Origin of the sequence: Dictyobacter vulcani (assembly GCF_008974265.1) — a bacterium.
In the GTDB taxonomy this organism is placed as follows: Bacteria; Chloroflexota; Ktedonobacteria; order Ktedonobacterales; family Ktedonobacteraceae; genus Dictyobacter; species Dictyobacter vulcani.
The window spans coordinates 4071342-4088219 of the sequence record NZ_BKZW01000001.1; the positions used below are offsets into that span (position 1 = coordinate 4071342).

A 16878-nucleotide genomic window follows, 5' to 3' on the forward strand; every position below is an offset into this window, starting at 1 on the left:
ACTGGGTATCTTCTTGTTGGCCTGCAGATATGGCTTGCTACTAAGCTCACTAGTGACGCTCAAGCAGTTAACGCTGCGTGGCGTGTTAGGGCGGTTTTCTTTTCAGTTGATGACGGAACATGGTCGTAATAGTGCTGGATGTGGCCTCGCAAAGTAAGCCGATATATCGTACGGACTTCAGAGTGGCCGCCGCGTGAGTTTAAAGGTATTGCAGTAATCGAACCACGGAGAGGCATCGGCACTGCAACGCTTCTTGTGGCTTGAACAGGCTCTACTCTTTCTATGCGTCGTTGAGGATAGGTGAGGTGGCGTACTACGGTTATACGTCCGCCCGTGGATTGAGTAGCTATCACGAGAATTCCTATCGTCAGCCACTCGACGCGCCTCGAGCGTGTAGCTGTTTAGAGTGCCTACTCTCCCTCTTTCTAGAATCTCTGATCAGAATTGCGAGACACGTGGAACCGATGAGAGCTCGTGGATACAGGTCACTCTTTCTGAGCGTGTGTGATCTGTAGTGTGTATATATCGACATGCCGCCACACGCGAGCCAAGCATGGACAGGAGACTGGCATCGAAAATCTGACATGGGAGCTTCTCCTGGTACATTACTTTCTATGCTTCCAGGTTAAGACAAAAGCGCAGTGGCAATGACCAAAACAATCTATTGGACACTCGACTTTTTGCCTGCGTGTTCTGATGATTGACTGTGAGGATGGGTGCAATTGATCTGTTCTGGATTATACTATAATCGAGCTTATTTCATCTCCATTCAAATGTATATTCGCTTCGTCAGTCTGTTTGCTCAATCCAGTTTGTATTACGGTTTGAATACTACCGTCTAGAATAGGACGCGGCGAGTCTTCATTACTCGCTCTATAATCACATATTGTCTCGCGTGCGATAACTGCCCGGACTAGATATCTTTCCTATACGGACAGTATTGTTCCTCCATGCTTCACGGCCCGCCTGAAGTTGAGGTACGGCTATGTGCCCTGGCCTTCGGGCATGCATAAATGAGCTAATTCAACTGCATGTTATCTTTCCTGTCGGGGACTGGTAAAACAATCCTGAATAATCAGTATATATACTTACTGACTTCTAATCAATAAAGGGATGTTTATCGTAGAGGAGCGGAACTTTGCCGCGAGGTAAGCCGGATGTGAAAGGATGCAGCACTGAAACGACCAGCTATTTGAGCTGCACGATATATCTCAGAGATCAGTTGATTATGATCATATTTTCGGATAATCCATTTCGAAAGTTTAATCTTGCTCATTAATATTTAGCTAATTGATAATCGTGCGAAAATGCATACAATACCAAGACATAAGCGTGTAGGAACCACCTTACCGAACTGCATATTGAGTGATAGACCGTCAATGCATGATGATTGGTGATCGAAGATAGCATGTCTCTCTTATTGATCCTTATTTGTACTCTCTTAAAAGCTTATTACAGCGAACAGAACAGACCGTTGTTCCTGTGCGTTGTCATATTGCAGACTTGCAGCGGCGTCGGTACTCTCAAAATGTATAAGCTCTGATGGAGTATTATGACATACTGTGCAAAAAGCCTACTGAAGACCTCATCCTGGGCGGCAAGTGCTGTCAAGCTTTATCATTGGCAGCGCCATTGTATTCCGGATGCCAGCTAGCGACGCATGCTCAGCTCGGAACAAGATTAGTGCACGCGTTTAATTCTAATAAAGATATGCGACCAGAATGTTGAATACGATTATTTACTATGTCTAGCTATCCACAGTTGTCGAACACCTTTCGACTGGTGTCTTAGTATAGGTGACCAAATCTGTCTCTTTACTTTGCATGTGCGGACTCGAGACTTCTTATGGCTACGCACGAGGGCCCTGATGGTGCTGAGAAACACACATAGGCACTACGAGATGACAGATCGCCATTGCAGCTATATCTCGCGCACAAAGACCGGGTTACTCAATTATTGATTGCGCCTATAGTGTAGGAGGATCGACATGAGACGCTGAAATTCAACGTTCCTGCCTCCCGCCAGGGTGTGTGGAACTCAGACGACTCGGTTCAGGCGCCGAGGAGCTTGCAACAGTAGATAATTTTCTCTCTGGGACAGTGATTGTGCGTCCACCTCCATATCCTCGCTCTTGCTGTATTCTGTTAGCACGACTCTCACTATTTCACCATCTCCTGTCTGGTCGCCAACTACGTGTGCATTGATTGATTATCCCATTATTGCTTTTGACGAGTTTCCAGACCGCTAGCGTGATCATGTGGTGGAATGAATGCAATGTGCAGCAGATCGCCAGATAAAATCGAGACAGTCCCGCTGCCTCAACGGTGCCGAGTAGGAGAGAGTCCTCGGCCGCGAATGGTCGTCGCAAATCCATAGTGGCTAAATTTCGCGACCTGTCATGGCCGTCATCAAGTCCTTGTGCGAGCGTAAATATATTTCGCTCATAGGTTGTAGCCCAGTCTATATGAGGTCGGTGTGCGCATTTCTCGAACTCCCTCGCTCAATGCTTTCTTATTGGCTGAATATTGCACAATCCGAGTTTGCTCAAGAGTCGCATTGCCAGTGTCTTAGTCGTTGCTATCGAAGCAATCGCAGGTGGACCGCGATTTTAGTGGAGATAGTGGTATCTCGGAGGCAGGAAAAGTTAGCGCTGGCCGTCACGCGCCAACTCACATCTATCAAGTATCATAGGCCATTGCAGACAAAGAAAACAAGTTTTACTAGCTCCTGTAAATAGTAGCTCGTGAGCAGAAGTGCGAGACAGCGGGTCAGAAAAACTTTAAGGGGTGATAGCTGCGGTTAAGTGCAAATAGAGTATGAATTCCTGGTTGCTCTCTCTAAGGCACGTGTGGTTGAAGTGGAGTTGGTCGGCATTGCCCAGTGTCTATCAGTTTGCTAAGAGACGTTGATCGGGAGCAGGGAAAGTAGCGCCCTCCCGCCCCCCATCTCAAGTATCAGGCATTGAGCGTTAGTGCTGATTTAATGCCTGCCTGTTCAGAAAACTTTAAGGATACCTCGTGCAATGAGTATAAATAGACCAACCTCTACCACAATCATCGTCACCCACAACCAGATGAGCTGAGGTTCTTTGACATCATTGGTGCTCCAGGCCTGGATAGAGTTGTAAAGCAACGGAATCAGAATAATTAAAGGTATAACCAGCAATGCAACACAGCTGAGGATCACTACAGCTGGCAGCAGAATGCGCCAGAGTCCTGAGTCGCGTAAGTTTTCAGTTTTCGCTGTACCATAGACCTGCCGCTTTTCACTGTCGGCTCTCTCCGCTGAGGCTGCAGCTGGTTGTACGCTTGTCTTCTGAGAAGGCATATTTTCCGTAGGTTCCGCCGTGGAACTTAAAGTTTGTTCGTCCATAGGTATGGTCTCTCCTGAAGAACGTGTATTAGAACTACGCTCCTCAGTATATCATACGGCGGCCCACTTCTCATGGCAAATGCGAGCGTTTTTTACAAATGTTTATCGATTTGTTCAAAGATGCTCTTCTGTAAGATCATGACCACTGCAGGTAGCACCACGGCGGTAACAATCCATTTGGCGACTAACTTCTTCATGTTCTATTTTCCTTTTCTTTCATCATTTCTTGTCGTACTGGTCGAGCAGTTGTTTGATCGACATAGACATTTTGTGGTGTTGGGCGTTCAGGATTTTCGGCAACGGGCCGTGTGCCGGGCCGTTCACGATTTTCTTCGGTCTGTTTGGGCAGGGATTTCAGGAATGGTTCGATAATATCCATTGGCAGTGGGAAAATGATGGTTGAGTTTTTCTCGACTGAGATCTCTGTCAGTGTCTGCAGATAGCGCAGTTGTAGGGCACTGGATTGTGAGCCGATTATGCTGGCGGCCTGAGCCAGTTGTGTGGATGCCTGCAACTCACCTTCAGCATGGATGATCTTGGCGCGTTTCTCGCGCTCTGCTTCAGCCTGCTTGGCCATCGCACGTTGCATGGTAGCTGGCAGTTCGATATCCTTGACCTCAACCGCCGTGACTTTCACGCCCCAGCGCTCGGTATATTCATCAATGATGGTTTGCAGGCTCTGGTTGATGCGATCGCGGTGTGCCAGCAGTTCATCCATCTCAAATTGACCCAGCACATTACGCAATGTTGTCTGTCCAATTTGCATGGTGGCGTCAATAAAGTTGACGACATTCGTGACAGACGCCTCAGGATTTACCACATGGAAATATACAACCGCCGTGACGCGAATGGTAACGTTATCACGTGTAATGATTTCCTGTGGAGGAACCTGCATCGTCACGATACGCAGATCAACCTTCACCATCCGTGTAATCATCGGGGGCACCCAGAAAATTCCAGGTCCTTTGGCACCTTGTAAGCTTCCTAAAATGAAGATCACGCCGCGTTCATACTGCTGCACGACCCGTAGACCGGGGAAGACAAAGAAGAGCAAGATGAGCGCCACAATAATAATACCTATGATTAACCACATACAGTATCTCCTTTAAAACGAGATGCAATGAACACCATACATCTATAATGAGAGACGGTAATCCGACTGTCAAATCAAAACGCTATGGTACTAAACGTTACGCTCAAAAAGCGCTTGACAACCTGATGCATCTGGTGGTATAGTTATCTCCGTCAGTAATTAGGGCGCTTAGCTCAGTGGGAGAGCGCTTCGTTCACACCGAAGAGGTCACTGGTTCGAACCCAGTAGCGCCCACCCTAATCTCCTGAAGTTCTTCCCACCTTATATTGTTCAATTGCTTTTCAATAGTGTACTGTTTTATACGAGTATCCCACTGTTAGAGTTGTTCATTTGTTCCCTCTATTCCTGATGTATTATTGAGTCAACAGTGGCTACATTGGATTTGCATGACGAAAGATTTCTCTTCCCAACGCCAACAATTGATTGCCCGACTCCAACAAACTGGTATTCATGATGAACGTGTCCTCCATGCTCTTGCTACTATCCCACGTGAACTATTTGTGGATCAATCCTTCCAGGAACTGGCATATGCCAACCAGGCCTTACCTCTGGTTTTAGGTCAGACCATTTCTCAGCCTCAGATGGTCGCTATCATGACTCAGGCGCTCCAATTATCTGGTCGTGAGCGTGTTTTAGAGATTGGTACTGGCTCAGGTTACCAGACGGCAATTTTAGCGCGCCTCTCTGAGTTCGTTTACAGTATTGAGCGTCACGAGGAACTTGCAGTGCAGGCATCCCGGCGTCTCGGCCAGCTTGGTATTGAAAATGTCTCTTTAATTGTCGGTGATGGGTCGATTGGTTGGAATGAGGAAGCGCCTTTTGACCGTATTCTGGTCACGGCTGCTGCTCCCTATATTCCTGATCAGCTTATCAACCAGCTGTCACCGGGCGGACTCCTGGTCGTACCAGTTGGCGACCAGAGCCAGCAAGAACTTCAGGTTGTACAGCGCCTGTCTGAAGGGACCAAAACCTACTCTCTGGGCCGCTGTGTTTTTGTTCCTTTGATTGGCGAAGAGGGTTGGCGCCGGGAATAATCTCATGCACACAAAGTGTACGCCCAGTAGGCGTGGGTAGACAAAACACGCAGTATTGAGAATATCTAATCTATTTGGGTTGTTCAATTGCGTGATCAACAACTGTTGCTTTATAATAAAGAATATAATGTGTTCTCAGGAAGCCAGTTGTTGCTGTGGAGGAAAATTTGCATGCCAGATTTTTTAGCTGGAATCTCTATCACAAATACATTGAACCTGGTCTTGTTCCTTGTGATCTGGATTATCCTCTGTGAATTAACGCATGTCCTTGTATTACTCTGGCGCCGTGAGCCCCTGATTGGTTGGGCTGTTGGCCCCTTTGGGCTGACTTTTATGGCGTTACGCGAACCTTCTCCACTTTATATCTGGCTTGATGTTTTTGTGCCTGCGGTGGTCTCTGGTAGCGTCCTCTTTATCGGACTCTTTACCGCTTTGAGCCCGGTCGTTTTTCCGAGTACGTTCCTCAAAGTGCTCGTGATGATTTGTGGCCTGCTCTTTACAGGTATCCCGACCTGATACGAGCATTGCAGGATATGTGTTATCCGCTCTGGGGCGAAGCGCGTATTCTGCGAACCATCCAATTGTTGCGCGCTAACTGGTCGCAGATTCACTTTACCCCGTTTGGCCTCTCATATTTACGCACGCAATTTGGCTCAAATCCAGCTGAATTGCTACAGCTTCTCTCTTAATGGGGGGGAGGGAGCATCCTGCAACTCTGGTGTTTCTGATTGTTGATGGTTGGGTGGGACAACTGGTAGCGTTACGTGAAATGTACACCCTGTGCCTTGATTGTTTTCTAACCAGATTTGTCCCCATGACGATCTATAATGGCTTTCGCCACATAGAGCCCGAGCCCGATGCCTGCATAGTGCTGGCTGGCCGTATTTTGAATGCGGTAGAAGCGTTCAAAGATATGATCAAAATGTTCGGGATTGACCCCGATCCCCTGGTCCTTTACGCTGATGTGATAACTGTTGCTTTGTACTTGCAGTTTAACGATAACCTGACCCCATGCGGCGAATATTTGACGGCATTGTCCAGAACATTGCCGATGACTTGCTCAATGCGGGCCCGGTCAGCTACTACTTTAGCGTCTTGCACCGCGATTTCTAATGTCAGGAGATGCTGTTCAGCGCTGGCCTGTATCGAACGCACCAGGTCGGTCAGCACCGCTGCTAGCTCGAAGGTTTCATAGTGCAGGTGTATCTGTCCCCATTGCACCTGTGAAAGATCCAATAGATCATTGACCAGCCGTTCCAGGTGTTCCGTCTGGCTCTGGATAATGCTCAGGCTGCGTAAATCCTGGTTTTCTGGCAAGTCGTTGGCGGGATTCTCGCTACTACGCAGTTTATGGAGTCGCCGTTCGATACGCCGCACGAGATGCTGGGTGTAGCCCTTGATTGCGGTAAGGGGTGTGCGCAATTCATGTGAGACAACAGAGACAAAATCATCCTTTAATTTTTCTACCTGTTTGCTGGATGTCACATCATTAACGACGGCTACAACTCCGACTGGCTTACCTGCATGTTCGCTTGCATCGCGCAGGGGGCCGCACTGATATTGAGTGTGAGTGGAACGCGTACATCCTCTTTGCCGGCTACCAATTCCTGATTTTTCACCGTCTGACCACTGAGTGCTTGCGTAATAATATCTGCCAGTCGTGGGAGCCAGGATGGTCCTTCACTGGCAGCGGCCAGTGTTTGTATTGGCACGCCCGGAGTGAACTCTGTCTGGGTCTGGATTAACATTTGTTCGGCTGATTTGTTCAGTGACGTAATAGCTCCCCTGGCGTCGGTAATCACCAGACCCTCAGCCATGCTACCAATAATTAACTCCAGGCGCATCCGTTCAAGTTCCGCCTCACGCCAGAGTGCGTTTTCCCGTTCGCGTAAGCGCACATTATCCAGCGCGACCGCGGCATAGTCTGCAATCATGGTGGTTAGCTGGAGTAACTCTTCGTCAAATGTTCCCACCTTCTCATCAAAGAGACTGAGCATACCAATGATCCGGTTCTCTACTGTCAGAGGAATATTTAAGCAGGAACCAATGGTAGTACTGGAGATCTCACCAGCACCACGGCGCTGGGCGAGTTCATCGGGTGCATCAAAGTAGGCGCTCCGGGCTAATTGCTCGGGGTGAGGTTGGGAAAATTCAGCGCATTAGATGCGCTGGCAATACGTTGAATCATGGATTCTAAAAAGGAGGCATTGAGTGGGTAGCAGGGAATGATAAAGAGGTCAAAAGGATCGCCGGTCAGGAGAATACAACAAGCTGAGAAACTATAGAGATCTTGCAATGCTGCCAGCAGGGCACGGTGAACCTGAAAACGATCCAGGGCAGCCACGAACTGTTTCCCGATGGTATTGAGATATTCCATTTCCCGTTTAAGCGCGCTTAAGCGGTCCGCACTCGGTCCATTTGGAGAGCGGCAGGAGATATCCGTAGTATGTGACTCAGATTGAACACTGCTCTCCATGCGGCCCCCTTACTGCAAATGTTGTAATTGATGCGTTACTTCTTCATGAAGGGGTGGACCGATGAGATCACCGGTCAGTTCACGCAATCCAGCAAAACACTCATCTAACAGGGCACTGAGCCCTTGTGCCAGTTCATATGCAGTAATGCCACTGAGTTGTTCATGGATAACGGATGGAATAAGATCTGTATAAGGACGATTAACTAAACAGCTAAGAAATGGATACGTATCTTTGATACGTTTAGCGGCACTTTGCACGAGAACACGAGTAGTAGCTTTCCCTAAATAGGGGGCGACTCGCTCATCAATCAACCCAATGGCCTTCAGGTACGCCTCTGTAACTTGCTCACGGGAGACGGAAGAGGAGTTGTCATGTATGGGTAACACTGTTTCCTCCCTTCGCTTGTTGCTAATGTGCTTCGATGTTTATTATAGCATAGTCACCTATATATTGTAAGTGGATAGTACCTACAACGATATTGCGATTAATCACTATAGTTTATCTACTCTTGTATATTTAAATTGTCACTTCTAATAAAAACGTCAGATATGTTACTGTTATGAAATTTATGATGCAGATGAAAAAGCTCGGCTTTTCATAAAGCCGAGCTTTTTCAGGTACCTCTAGTATTAGTATTTACTGAGACTTAGACCAGTCCAAACAGGCGGGCAAGCCAGAGTCGGAAACCGCCCAGGGCTGGTTTTTCGGCTGGATTATTATAATCGGCGGCCATGTCGATCAGTCGTTGACGGCCGCGCTCCTGACGGCCGCGTTCTTCTTCTGCGGCTTCCTGGATTGAGTAGCGTTCTTGCTGCTCGTCGATGGCTCGGGCAAAATGTTCGGGCCGAATCAGGAAGCGTTTCGCTACGGTATCCGTAGTTTCTTGCGTTGTTGTTTGTGGCTCGGGATTGCCATTTGCCTCGATCGGGGCGGTATGTCCATCGGCTGTTTCAATAACTGGTGTGACGGAAACATGTCCCAAACCAAGTCTTGGCGCGATCCATTCGCGTAGCGCAAACAGGGCGGCTCGACGGCAGATGGCTTCGATATCGGCACCACTTCTGCCTGGTGTGAGTTTGGCCAGTTCCTCGACAGTGATCTCTGGTGCGATTGGTCGCTCGCGCAGGTGAACTCCAAAGATAGCGCGACGCTCTTCTTCGCTGGGATACTGCAACTCAACGCCCAGGTCGAAGCGACCAGGACGCAGGAGGGCTGGATCGATCATGTCTGGTCGATTGGTCGCGGCCAGCACGATAACTCCTTCGCGGCCTTCGATGCCATCCATCTCAGTGAGCAATTGGGCTATAACGCGGTCGCCGACATTGCCATCATTGCCACTGCCACGGCGTGGTGCCAGTGCGTCAAGTTCATCAAAAAAGACGATACAGGGGGCGGCCTGTTTGGCGCGTCTGAACACTTCACGAATACCCTTCTCGGATTCACCAACCCACTTGGAGAGCAATTCTGGTCCTTTGATCGAGATGAAGCTGGCTTCACATTGATTCGCCAGCGCACGGGCAATCAACGTTTTACCAGATCCCGGAGGGCCAGAAAGGATTACACCGCGTGGCGGTTCGACATGGGCATTGCTATATATCTCTGGATAGCGCAGTGGCCATTCGACGCTCTCGGTGAGCATGTTTTTGGTATACTCGAGTCCCCCAATGTCATCCCAGGAAGTGTCGCTAACTTCTACATATACTTCACGCGTTGTTGATGGCTCAACCTCGCGCAGGGCAGCCTGGAAGTCGGCCATGGTGATATTAAGATTCACCAGTGTCTCATAGGGAATATAGCCGCGCTGGTAGTCGATATATGGTAATACACGGCGCAGGGCGATCATGGCTGCCTCACGACATAAGGATTCCAGGTCGGCTCCGACGAAACCAGGTGTGAGCTGGGCCAGACGTTGGACATCTACGTCGTTGGCGAGTGCGGCATCATGACTATGAATCTGCAGGATTTCCATGCGTCCGCGCACATCCGGAACGCGCAGGGCGATCTCACGATCAAAGCGTCCAGGACGGCGGATGGCTGGATCAAGTGCGTTTGGCTGGTTGGTCGCACCAATAATTACAACCTGTCCACGGGACTCCAGACCATCCATCAAGGCCAGGAGCTGTCCGACAATGCGGCGCTCGACCTCTCCACCCGTTTCAGCACGTTTTGGTGCCAGGGCGTCGATCTCATCGATAAAGATGACACTGGGCGCTTTCCGTTGGGCTTCCTGGAAGACTGAGCGCAGGCGCGATTCGCTTTCACCATAGAATTTATTAATGATTTCTGGTCCATTGATGATGAAAAAGGTCGCTTTGGTCTCAGCTGCGACTACGCGTGCGATCAATGTCTTACCGGTGCCTGGAGGTCCATACAGGAGCACTCCTTTGGGCGGCTCGACGCCTAAGCGGTCAAAAACGGCTGGATATTTCAGTGGCAGTTCAAGCATCTCCCGAATGCGCTGGAGCTCTTTGCCAAGTCCGCCAATGTCTTCATAACCGACCCGTTTAGGGGCACCATTATTGGCACCGCGTGCCTGGGCGCGTACAACGGTTCCAGGTTGGACCAGTACCGCCTCCACTTCGGTGTTTGCCGCTGGTGATGCTACGATTGGGAGCTCGCCGGTTTTCTGGCGATTTTGCAATGTATAGGCGGGCGTAGGTGGATTCGTGCCGATAATTAAAAATTCACGGGCCGCTGTGCCCGGGGTACCCACCCGTAGCAGGTCGCCGATAGTAACGGGCAAACCAACCAGGTAACGTACGATATATTGCAAGTCGGATTCCTGGATTGGTGCACCGCCGCTCAGTGGCAGGATGGTGATTTTTTCGGCCGCACTGACTCTGGCTTTGTGCACATGCACGTGTTCACCCAGGCCAGATGCGCTATTCTGGCGTACCTGGCTATCCATTTGAATTGATTGTTGACCGCGATCAACCAGGGCACTGGGAACGACTTTGGCGGCGGTGGTGCGTGATCCTTCAATCATGATGATATCGCCGGACTGACAGCCCAGGCGGGCCATATCACTGGGATCGATGCGTGCAGCGCCACGCCCGACCTGGAAACCCTCGACGACGATCAACGACAAACGATCTTCCGTGGAATCTGTGGCTGCTTCTGCTGTTGATCCATTGGTCGCCTGCTCTGCATCCTCGGCAACCAGTTTGGTTGTGGTATGCTTTGATGCCTCGCCTGCAAGTCTGGTCGTAGTCTGCGTTGGCGAGTCGGAGCTATTGTTTTCTGTATTTGTATTGGGAGTAGTATGTGGCTCCTGCATATATCCTCTCTTTACATCCACGAAGAAATTTGGGTCTTGTTGGTGACATTATATTGGCCGAGACCAACGCAACTTTTTTATCATCAATGGTCCTGAAATTATGAATAAATTCTGATGCATAAGGCATGTACGAGACAGTGGAGAGAAAGTTAGAACCGAGATCCGGGTTGCCTATTCGGGCTACTCAAATCTCGGTTCTTGTTCTTGTTTGTTGCTCAATGGTGTGAGCGATGTTCACGATGGCCTGTTAAGCGCACGTCACCACTACTAACGTCGGGCGTTCCACAATGAGGTGCGAGCATCAGCGCTGGAAACATGGCCGGCTTCAACGACGGTTTTCCGCAGGAAGTAACCGCCGAGCAGCACCAGCAGGGAAACGATCAGACCGAGGCCACCGCGCTTCTTTTTCCTGGGAGAGACTGGTTGTTTCTTAAATAATAACCAGGTCTGTAAGAGCCATGGCAAAACCAGGCCGCTTCCAAACATCATACTCCAGAAGGTTGGACCTTTTTCGCGCGGGCCGGTGCCTACCAGTGCTCTGGCGGCGCGACCAGTGATGCGTAAAAAGGCCAGCAGGTTGACCAGTTCGATCAGCATGTTTACCCATTCAATGCGCTCCAGCTTATGCAGGGTTTTTACTGGAGCACCCACAATGCGCAGGATACATGAGATCAGCGCAGTGCTGGTTGAGAAGGCAGACGAGACGAACAGAGCGCCGAGCATGCGGCTCCGGGACCAGACTGCAATACTGGTTGCTGCCAGCAGGACGCCGGTATAGCCACTGAGGAAGATGGCGAAAATGCTACCAGGTACCGCCAGTGCTCGTTGTGGCAGTCTGGCCAGCAGCTTTGCGCCCCACCATTTTCCCAATAGTCCATCACGGGCGGCCTGAATTACTGCGGTCAGGGCGCTAAACATTGAAAAGGTGAGCAAGCCCCAGACGCCCATCGACATCGGTGACTTCACTTTAAAGACCCGCATCATATTTAAGAATTTTTTGGGCTGACCCAGATCCTTGATCAGCAATGGCGGACAGGGCAGGAGTGCGAGCAGGGAGGCGTAGTAGCCTACGCGAGCCACGATGCGATCTTCTTTAGCACCGAAGAGTGAAGCGATCGTCGCGAGCACATAGCAACCTCCGGCCAATCCACCCATGAAAAAATACCAGATGATCTCCCAACTCCAGACAGGAGCTTTGAGGGCTGGATAGTCATAATATGATTTTTCTTGTAGCTCTCGTACCGGATCGGGCCGATAGCCAGTAGTCCAGACTGCCAGTGTTTCCAGGAGCGTGGGTTGTGGGAGCTGACTGCTTGTTGGCCATTTATTCTCCCGCTCCTTATTGACTGGAAGCGTGCTGCTGCTTGTTTCTGAGACACGTGTGTTATCCATGAAATGCCTCAACCTATTCTTTATTACTGAAAAAGAAGATACTCATCAAGCCCATCAGCAGCGCGGTAATGATGGTTCCCAGTGAAGTGGGAAGCACATGGTTGCTTGGGCGCGCTGGATTTGCTGGTAGGTTGTATACTTCGGGTTCGTCCAGCAGTAAAAAGAAAGAGTGGAGTCCTCCTTCCAGAATCTTGTCATCGGCGCCATACAGACTGGCCTCGCTAACGCCGTGCTCCTGCAGGAGCCCCAGGCGCTCTTGCGCATTTTTCTTGAGTTCCTGCACCTCGCCGAATTGGATTGATTCAGTGGGACAGGCCTTGGCACATGCCGGTTTCATGCCGTCCTTCAAGCGATCATAGCACAGGGTACATTTGTGTGCCTGACCATCGCCTCCGGTATCGCGGGCAATGACGCCAAACGGACAGGCGACGACGCAGTAGCCACAGCCATTGCAGATATCCTGTTGTACATAGACCGTGTCGTATTCAGTGTGAATAATTGCTCCTGTTGGACACGCTTCCTGACAGGGTGCATTGGCGCAATGTTTACAGACATCACTATGCATCAGCCAGCGGTCACTGTTAAAAAATGGCAGGGCTGTACCCGGTGGTGTCGCAGGAATGGCTTCAGCACTATCCATTGGTTGGAAAAGGGATAATTTTGGTAGCGTACTGCTTGTTTGTTGTGCTGACTGTCCTGTTCCGGCTGGAATGCGGCGCTCGATCTGCTCGATAAACTGCACATGTCGCCAGGTGGTGGCACCAAGATGCTGGGTATTATCATAACTGGTGCCGCTCCAATCCGGCGTGGCGGCTGGCAGCTGGTTCCATTGTTTGCAGGCGATCTCACACGCTTTACAGCCGATACACAAACTTGTATCAGTGAAGAAGCCTAGCGCAGGCTCTTCTGGTGGCGGTGTTTCTTTGTGTAAGAGGGTCAGCAGCTGTGGTAGCTGCTTGACCCCTTGCGCAATGGACGAAACACTTTCTCGTCCACGTTGTTCTAACATTGCCTGTGGGTCCTCTCTACTTATGAAAGGCGTCCAGGACGCACGTTACAGGTAAAGGCCTTGGCCTCTTCAATACTTACGTTGGGCTCAAGCACGGAATGGGTCAGATCATTCGCGATACTGCCAGTGCTCTTCCCCTGGAAGCCCCAATGGAAAGGGAGTCCAATCTGGTGCACGACGCGACCACGAATGCGCAGCGGTTGCAGACGACGGGTAACCATCGCTCGCGCCTCAATCTCACCCCGTGGTGTTTTCAACACCATCCAGCTTCCATGCACAATCTGTCGCTCTGCTGCCAGTTCTGGACTGATCTCGGCGAACAGTGATGGCTGCAGGGCGTTGAGCCAGGGCATCCACCTCGTCATCGGACCACTGACATGATGCTCGGTGAGCCGATAGGTAGTAATCACGACTGGATAGTCTGGATCTCCTATGCTGGCCAGTCGATTGTCTTTTCGATTCTTATGGAACTTGGCGGCTGGATTGCTCTGCTGCTTATAGAGAGCATTATGCACTGGTGATTCGGCGGCCTCATAATGGGTTGGGAGCGGTCCATCCTTCAGGCCTACTGGCGCATAGAGCCAGCCACGACCATCGGGTTTCATGATAAATGGATTGGTCCCTGAAATGCCATCCATGCCAGTTGCCTTTGGATCAGGACGATAATCTGGTGCTTTGTCCACTGGAAAATCGGGAATATCCTTACCCGTCCATTTTTTCTGCTCTTCATCCCACCAGATGTATTTCTTGCGCTCGGACCATGGTTTGCCTTCAGGATCGGCCGAGGCCCGGTTGTAGAGGATACGCCGGTTAGCAGGCCAGGCAAAGCCCCAATCCAGGTTGGTTCCTCCATCGCTATGGCGCGAGGCGGCCCGATTTTTCCCAGGCTCTGGATAAACACCGCTATAGATCCAGGATCCACAGGCCGTACTGCCATCATTTTTCAAGGCGGTGAAGGCTGGCACGTGGGGAGCCTCGCGGAAGCCATAGGTATTGGTGTTCCCCTCTTCGTCTTGCTTGCGAACATAGAAGCCGTTGAGTTCTTTCAGGACTAGCTCAGCATCCGGCTCATCCAGCAAGCGCGATCCCGGTTCTGGCTCAGCGCGATCATAATCCCAGGTCAGGGCTCGTAGCGCTTGATCTTTTGGCTCGGTACTGTCAGCATACAGGGCCTTCAGTCGTTTTCCCAGATCATAGATGAACCAGAGGTCCGAGCGGGCATCTCCGGGTGGATCGACCGCTTTATCGCGCCACTGGATCAGGCGCTGTGTATTGGTAAAGCTACCTTCCTTCTCTGTGGACGCGGCTGCCGGGAGCAAGAAGACCTCGGTCTTGATCTGCCTGGGATCCACTTCTTCAGGACCCTTATACCAGAATGTGGCTGATTCTACTTCATAGAGGTCGCGCACAACCATCCAATCCAACTGTGCCAGTGCCTTGCGCTGCATACGTGCATTGGTACTGCCGGCGGCTGGATTTTGTCCGAGCAGGAAGTAGCCTTTGACTTTACCATCCAGCATGTCATAACTGGTATTGATATGTGAATGGTCGCCGATAATTTTTGGGAGCCAGTGATAGCCCCAGTCGTTTTCGGCTGTGGCGGCATCCCCATACCAGGCTTTGAGCAGGCTGACAATGTATGAGGGGACATTCGACCACCAGCCAAGTTTCATGCCGGCGACATCGATGTATTCCTGCAATGTTTGCTGCGTGCGTTTATGCACATGCTGGTCTTTGCGCTCTCCCCAGGTAGTGGCTGTGGGACTATGTTGAGCTTCTGGTTTTGCGTCCAGCATCTCTGCGGGTTGAGGCATATAGCCGGCGAGCAGATCATACAGGGTTGGGACATCGGTTGAACCCTGGATCGATGCGTGTCCTCGTAGGGCCAGGATTCCACCACCAGGACGTCCAATATTGCCCAGCAGTAATTGAATAATGGCGCCAGCACGAATAATTTGTACGCCTTTGGATTGTTGTGTCCAACCAACCGCGTAACACAATGCGCCGGTGCGCTCGCGTCCAGAGTTCTCAACCAGTGTCTGCACCACTTGCAGCCAGCTTTCCTGTGGCACACCGCACTCCGCCTCAACCATTTCAGGTGTATAGCGAGCGAAATGGCGGCGCATAATTTGCAGCACACAGCGTGGATTCTGCATGGTTGGATCTGTCAGAGGATTGTCGTTCTCGTCGCGCTGATAATCCCAGCTACTATGATCTGTATAGGTTTTAGACTCTTGATCATAGCCGGAGAAGAGTCCATCCAGGTCTTCTGTATCCTGGAAATCCTCACGAATCAGCATGGGAGCATTCGTATAGTTGGCGACATACTCGTGGAAATAGGCATTATTTTCTAACAAGTAGCGAATAATGGCCCCTAAAAACACGATATCGGATCCTGCTCGCGTGGGCACGTAAAGATTAGCCAGTGCCGATGTACGCGAAAAATGCGGATCAACATGAATGACCTTTGCGCCTCGTTCTTTGGCCTTCACGACGTTGGCAAATCCGACCGGATGCGCCTCTGCCATGTTGCTGCCCATGATCAATATACAGTCGCTATTGACCAGATCTTGTGGAGATGTTGTGGCACCGCCACGTCCTACCGTTGTACCCAGACCGGGCACTGTAGAACTGTGTCATATACGGGCCTGGTTCTCAATCGAGACGATACCCAATCCAGCATTAAAGAGTTTTTTGATGACGTAGTTTTCTTCAACGTCCAGTGTCGCACCACCCAAAGAGGCTATGCCAAGGGTATGATTTACCTCCCGACCGTCCTCAAGGCGTTCCACAAAGGTCTCATCGCGCGATTTTTTTACACGTTGCGCGATCTGACCCATGGCCCAATCCAGCGTTTTGGTTTCCCAGTGATCACTGTAGGGAGCGCGATACAGCACTTTGGTCAGGCGGCTCGAATTGATGGTATATTGGAATGTCGCCGATCCCTTTGGACAGAGCGTGCCATGGTTAATAAAACTATCAGGATTGCCCTCAATATCAATAACCTGACCATTTTTCACATAGACATTGAGACTGCAGCCGACCGCGCAATAAGGGCAGACACTGTGCACAACGCGTGCATCCCGAATGCGTGCTGCTTTATCCCGGCTTTCTCGGCTAAAGGGTTGTACCCTGGAGCCAATCTCCATCACATCCGTAAGCATTTTGGATGTGCGTCCTGGCTCGTTCGCATGTTCTTGCATAGCAATATCCTCTTCTAGGGA

At 50.5% G+C, this 16878-nt stretch carries 14 protein-coding genes, 1 tRNA gene and 1 pseudogene; 4 read left to right on the forward strand and 12 right to left on the reverse strand.

The annotated features are described in order from the left end of the window. Positions 1-2994: 2994 nt before the first annotated feature. Positions 2995-3372 carry a hypothetical protein gene (locus tag KDW_RS17365; RefSeq protein WP_151757118.1) on the reverse strand — a complete coding sequence of 126 codons (378 nt, stop codon included), beginning with the start codon at positions 3370-3372 and terminating at the stop codon, positions 2995-2997. Positions 3373-3565: 193 nt separating this feature from the next. Next, positions 3566-4465: a slipin family protein gene (locus KDW_RS17370; protein ID WP_151757119.1), complete on the reverse strand. Its 900-nt coding sequence runs from the start codon at positions 4463-4465 to the stop codon at positions 3566-3568. A gap of 162 nt (positions 4466-4627) precedes the next feature. Here KDW_RS17370 and KDW_RS17375 point away from each other — a divergent pair. The 4 genes from KDW_RS17375 (at position 4628) to KDW_RS31825 (ending at position 6188) form a co-directional block, all read left to right on the forward strand. Then, positions 4628-4699 (forward strand) — tRNA-Val (locus KDW_RS17375). A gap of 152 nt (positions 4700-4851) precedes the next feature. Then, the gene (locus KDW_RS17380; RefSeq protein WP_151757120.1) at positions 4852-5499 is read left to right on the forward strand and encodes a protein-L-isoaspartate(D-aspartate) O-methyltransferase; all 648 of its coding nucleotides are present in this window, start codon (positions 4852-4854) and stop codon (positions 5497-5499) included. A 171-nt stretch (positions 5500-5670) separates the two neighbouring features. Next, the gene (locus KDW_RS17385; protein ID WP_151757121.1) at positions 5671-6015 is read left to right on the forward strand and encodes a hypothetical protein; all 345 of its coding nucleotides are present in this window, start codon (positions 5671-5673) and stop codon (positions 6013-6015) included. A 17-nt stretch (positions 6016-6032) separates the two neighbouring features. Then, the gene (locus KDW_RS31825) at positions 6033-6188 is read left to right on the forward strand and encodes a hypothetical protein (protein WP_162005322.1); all 156 of its coding nucleotides are present in this window, start codon (positions 6033-6035) and stop codon (positions 6186-6188) included. A gap of 107 nt (positions 6189-6295) precedes the next feature. Here the strand turns inward: KDW_RS31825 and KDW_RS35975 are convergent, their stop codons facing one another. The 10 genes and pseudogenes from KDW_RS35975 to fdnG all read right to left on the reverse strand — a co-directional run bounded on the left by KDW_RS35975 (position 6296) and on the right by fdnG (position 16818). Next, positions 6296-6523, reverse strand: coding sequence for an ATP-binding protein (locus KDW_RS35975; protein ID WP_151757399.1), 228 nt, complete (start codon positions 6521-6523; stop codon positions 6296-6298). After that, positions 6454-6984: a sensor histidine kinase gene (locus KDW_RS17395; RefSeq protein WP_162005323.1), complete on the reverse strand. Its 531-nt coding sequence runs from the start codon at positions 6982-6984 to the stop codon at positions 6454-6456. The genes KDW_RS35975 and KDW_RS17395 overlap by 70 nt, the downstream gene beginning before the upstream one ends. A gap of 14 nt (positions 6985-6998) precedes the next feature. Then, positions 6999-7433 carry a PAS domain-containing protein gene (locus KDW_RS17400; RefSeq protein WP_503826628.1) on the reverse strand — a complete coding sequence of 145 codons (435 nt, stop codon included), beginning with the start codon at positions 7431-7433 and terminating at the stop codon, positions 6999-7001. Then, positions 7413-7592: pseudogene (locus KDW_RS36520) on the reverse strand (GAF domain-containing protein); the annotation flags it as partial. The gene KDW_RS17400 and the pseudogene KDW_RS36520, both read right to left, overlap by 21 nt. A 29-nt stretch (positions 7593-7621) precedes the next feature. After that, positions 7622-7975 carry a hypothetical protein gene (locus tag KDW_RS17405; protein ID WP_151757124.1) on the reverse strand — a complete coding sequence of 118 codons (354 nt, stop codon included), beginning with the start codon at positions 7973-7975 and terminating at the stop codon, positions 7622-7624. 9 nt (positions 7976-7984) lie between these two features. After that, positions 7985-8362: a hypothetical protein gene (locus KDW_RS17410; RefSeq protein WP_151757125.1), complete on the reverse strand. Its 378-nt coding sequence runs from the start codon at positions 8360-8362 to the stop codon at positions 7985-7987. A gap of 260 nt (positions 8363-8622) precedes the next feature. Continuing rightward, on the reverse strand, positions 8623-11253 hold the full coding sequence (locus KDW_RS17415) for a CDC48 family AAA ATPase (RefSeq protein WP_151757126.1): 2631 nt from the start codon (positions 11251-11253) through the stop codon (positions 8623-8625). Between the two features lie 267 nt (positions 11254-11520). Next, on the reverse strand, positions 11521-12645 hold the full coding sequence (gene nrfD, locus KDW_RS17420; protein WP_151757127.1) for an NrfD/PsrC family molybdoenzyme membrane anchor subunit: 1125 nt from the start codon (positions 12643-12645) through the stop codon (positions 11521-11523). Positions 12646-12658: 13 nt separating this feature from the next. Beyond that, positions 12659-13654 (reverse strand): 4Fe-4S dicluster domain-containing protein, encoded by a 996-nt coding sequence (locus tag KDW_RS17425; RefSeq protein ID WP_151757128.1) that lies wholly within the window; start codon positions 13652-13654, stop codon positions 12659-12661. Between the two features lie 20 nt (positions 13655-13674). After that, positions 13675-16818, reverse strand: a complete 3144-nt coding sequence (gene fdnG / locus KDW_RS17430; protein ID WP_151757400.1) for a formate dehydrogenase-N subunit alpha — start codon at positions 16816-16818, stop codon at positions 13675-13677. Positions 16819-16878 lie beyond the last annotated feature (60 nt).